4 protein-coding genes are annotated in these 4084 nt (G+C 63.4%); all 4 read right to left on the reverse strand.

Features of this window, described 5'->3' with window-relative positions; translation table 11 throughout:
* Nucleotides 1-207 precede the first annotated feature (207 nt).
* Nucleotides 208-1422, reverse strand: coding sequence for a substrate-binding domain-containing protein (locus EN935_RS25265; protein ID WP_127263921.1), 1215 nt, complete (start codon nt 1420-1422; stop codon nt 208-210).
* Between the two features lie 357 nt (nt 1423-1779).
* Nucleotides 1780-1980 carry a hypothetical protein gene (locus EN935_RS25270; protein ID WP_127263919.1) on the reverse strand — a complete coding sequence of 67 codons (201 nt, stop codon included), beginning with the start codon at nt 1978-1980 and terminating at the stop codon, nt 1780-1782.
* 696 nt (nt 1981-2676) lie between these two features.
* Entirely contained in the window at nt 2677-3618 is a 942-nt protein-coding gene (locus tag EN935_RS25280) for a carbohydrate kinase family protein (RefSeq protein ID WP_127263917.1), read from the reverse strand.
* The coding region (locus EN935_RS25285) for an ureidoglycolate lyase (RefSeq protein WP_127373722.1) at nt 3611-4084 on the reverse strand (474 nt) is incomplete at its 5' end. The genes EN935_RS25285 and EN935_RS25280, both read right to left, overlap by 8 nt.

Consider the following 4084-nt stretch of genomic DNA (forward strand, 5'->3'; position numbering starts at 1 on the left):
GCGCCAGGCCGTCGGCCTCGATGGCGTCGGCGATCCAGCCTGCCGCGGTCCTGATCTTGTCGCTTTGCGTCGCCTCGACCTGCTGCAGGATCTCGATGGCGCTGGCGAGGTAGGATTTCGACATGGCGACTGCTCGGTCTTGAAATGTGGTGATGTTGGCACGGTCGCCTCGCTGAGGCGACTGTGCCGGCTTTGGCCTTGGGAGGCTTATTGCGGCAGCGGGGCCGGGTTGGTGAAATAGCCGTCGAGCACGCTGTCTGGCATCCAGGTGCCGGCCGGCGGCTCGCCGACGCCGGTCGAGTCGACCGTGAAGTCCGGCTTGTACCACTGGCCGAGCGTGTCGGCGGTGATCAGCGGCGGCCGCACGACGACATTGGAAACCTTCAGGCCCTGCCCCGTCAGCACGCGCATGCCGGTCTGGAACACCAGATCCATGCCCGCGCCCGGTGCATTGGACGAGCCGACGGTCTTGTAGCCCTTGGGTGCATTGTCATGCCAGTAGGCGAGTGAATTCTGGTTAGGGTTGCCGACAGTGACCGGAACCGCTGCCCGGCCGGCCTGTTCCAGCGCCTTGGTCACGCCCATGAACATCGAGCCCTGCTGCCAGACGCCGTTGATCTCGGCCGGATTGGTCGAGAGCTGCTGCAGCACGGCAGTCTGGGCCGCGGATTCGGACCATTGGCCGACAAGGTCGGCGACGATCTTGATGTCTGGGCAATTCTTGAACACCGCCTGGCCGCCGGCCTTGATCAATTCGCTGCCCGAGGTGCCGGGAATGCCTTCGACGGTCAGGATGCTGCCCTTGCCGTTCAGCAACTGGACAAGCCCGAGTGCCATCGTCTTGCCGATCAGGTAGCCATTGGTGTCGACGTTGATGGCATTGGCGGTCGTGACCGGGGCGGCCAGCGTGATGACCGGAATGCCGGCCTGTGCGGCCTCGTCGATGACGCCGTTCATTGCGGTCGGCGAACCCGGGATCGAGATGATGAGATCGACGCCCTTCTGGATCATCGAACGCATCTGCTGGATCTGCGTTGTGACGTCGCCATTGGAGTCGGTGACGATCAGATCCTTGACGAGGCCGAGTTTCTTGTATTGCTCCACATCGGCCTGGAGATGCGCCAAGGCCGCGGCCCGCCAGGCATTACCTGAGAACGAGTTGCTGTAGCCGATGGTCCACGGCTTTCCATTGGCCGGCTTGAAATTGATAAAGGGACTGGCAACCACCGGGCTGCCATAGCCTTCGAAGCCGGCCTGTGCGGCGGCAGGCAATTCCTTTTCCAGCAGTGCCTTGGAATCCGCCGGCAATGCACCGGGCTGGTCGGTCTGGCAGGCATCGGCGGCCATGGCCGCATTCGCCAGCACGGAAAAGCTGCCGGCAACAAAAGCTGTTCTCAAGATCGAATGCAGATGTCGGTTCATGTGATCTCCTCCCTGTCGTCAGCCATCCAGCAGCCTCTCCGCCGCATTTGGTATGGTTGTCATAACCAATTACAGAATTGAGCTTTGCCGGTCAAGTCGGGATGGCGCGAGAACCGATCATCCGCACAGCAGAAAGATATTCGTCACCGCCCGTTGCGGCGACGACGGCTTTCGCCTGCGCTTTGATCGTGGATGCCGGTTGGTTTGAGAACCAGCTTCTTGCGAGGGCAGAGGTCCAAGGGGTTATCGGGACGCCCGCAGTTGCCATCCAGGAATCGGCCTGCTTGGTAAGCCGCAGGTTCCAACGGTTTCAGCGCGGCATGCGCCGCCAGATCTGGCGTCCTGGTGAGCTCGTGGTCAGTGCGGCTTCCTCGGCGGCGTCGTGCCGGCCAAAGCAATCAGTGCGACAAGGCGCGTTATGTCGCGCATCACCTCCATGGAATCGGCGCGACAAGCCTGCACGTCGGTTTCCACGTCTCCGCTGGCGTGCTGGCAAAGTTGCTCCGCGATTGCGGACAGCCGGCCCGTGTTGAGGGATATGGTTGCGTACAGCTCCATTGCCTCGACATGTCCAGTCCCTCGCAATGTGTTCAAGATTGTGCCGTCACAGGACGGCGGTCAGCGCTATCAAGCGGGGCAACCGCCGTTGTGAAGGCGCCACTGCGGCGGCATCCCTAGCGATTGCGCGTCGAGAGTATGCGGGCCAACGCAGCCGCATCCACGTTCGCGCCCGTCACGACGATCACGATTGGGCCGCCCTGCGTCGCCAGGCGTGGGTGATGTTCGAGCGCGGCAAGGCCGGCGGCGGAACCGGGTTCCGACAGGATGTGGGCCGAGAGCAAACGCCTTTACGACGGCGAACGCAAAGTCCGCAGGCTGCCGTTGCGCCAGACATTCTGCATTGGTCCTGACGGGACGGGACAGAATAAGGCCGGCATGGAAACTGTCGTGGAGGCCGGCCGCGCCATCGGACTGGACGCCGATCACGCGGATAGTGGCGCGGGTCTCCTTCAGGGCAACGGCAACGCCGCCCAGCAGATTTCCGCAGCACGTTGGAATTGTTCACAAAGCGAGGCGAAACGCGGAAGTGGCGCGCTGCATCGCGGTGACCATGTCCCTCATCGACGTACAACAACACGCCGACGCAACTCAAGCGGTAGCGGCTTGCCCATCGCGGTTCCCTTTCAACCGCAATGAATCACGAACTCAAATCAATGGGAATCCTGAATCCCTTAAATCGCGACACGCTTTAGACTAGCTCCGCTTCCGCGCGAACTCCGCTCGGAACCGCTTGATCGTTTCCAGCGAGGCGACGCCGCCTTGCGGCCCCTCGATTGCGACCGCACGCGAGGCGGCAGCGATTGCCAGTTCCAGCGCCTCGGGCACGCTGAGGTTTTCGCCGAGCGCATAGGTCAGCGCGCCGCCAAACGTGTCACCGGCGCCGGTCACGTCGATGACGGGAACCTTGTAGCCCCGGACCTCGATGCGACCTTGCCCATCGAACGCCTCCGCGCCGGCGGCGGCCAGCGTGCGGATGACCGTGCCGACCTGATGCTTCCGCATCCACGCATTCATGCCGGCGAGATCGATGTCGCCGAAGGCGTGGCCGAAGCCGATCTGGTTCATGATCAGCACATCCGCGCTGTGCAGGTAATCAAGATCGCCAGTCGAAAAACCGTCGACGTCGAGATCGAGGATCAGCTTGCGGCCATGGCGGCGGAAATCCGCCAGCAGTTCCCTACCCTGCAGCCCCTCGGCCCGCAGCCGCTTCGTGCGGCCAAGGCTCATATAGAGGTAGCCGGGCGTGCGCAGGCCGGCCAGCGCTTCGGGCGTCAGCTGCATCGGCTGGTTGCCCATCTCGATGATCAGAACCACATGCTCGTCGCCGACCAGGAAGATCAGGTTGCGCGAATCCGCCAGCGACGGATCATGCAGCATATGCCGTGTCGAAACGCCGGTCTCGTTCAGCGCCATGCACAGCCGCGCGGACAACTGGCTGTCGTTGAGCAGCGAGATGAATTCCGTGCGCCCACCAAGCCCGGCATGGACGCTCGCCGCGTTGGCGATCATACCGCCAACATAGCTCTTCGCCTCCCGGACCAAGGCCTTGTCGGCAATGTCGGGCCAGCGCTCGGCGGTGAAATAGTCGTCGAGAGCGACATCCCCGATAAAGAAGGCGGTTCTTGCCTCAGGCATCGAAGCGGCCCGCCGCTGTCACATGCACCGGCCCGCCCTCGATATCGACCCAGACGGAGCCGCCGCCGCACGTCGCCATCCAGTAGTAATGCGTCGGCTCGTCGATGCCCCGGCAGGCATCGTGCCAGGTGCCCTTATGCATGACCACGACCGTGCCCGGTTCAATGATAAAGGCGCGGATATCCCCGGCCTTTGGTCGCGCTGCTTCCGTAGCTGCGGCCACCGCCAGCACGATGGGTTTGGCAGCACAGAACAGCGCTTCCTGCGTGTCGAGATGGCGCTCCATCTTGACGGTGTCGAACGGCCCGCCCTCGCCCAGCGTGTAACCGAGGCTGCCAGTGGTGCTCAGCAGCGGCGCCGCTGTGTAGGTGTCCGTCCAGCCGAGGCCCGAAGAACGCACCAGCCCTACCTCGCTCGCAGGCGTGCCGGGAGCCGCCAACGAATGGACCGTTCCGTAGGCGGAGAA

It is taken from the genome of Mesorhizobium sp. M7D.F.Ca.US.004.03.1.1, from assembly GCF_003998635.1.
GTDB classification, from domain to species: domain Bacteria; phylum Pseudomonadota; class Alphaproteobacteria; order Rhizobiales; family Rhizobiaceae; genus Mesorhizobium; species Mesorhizobium loti.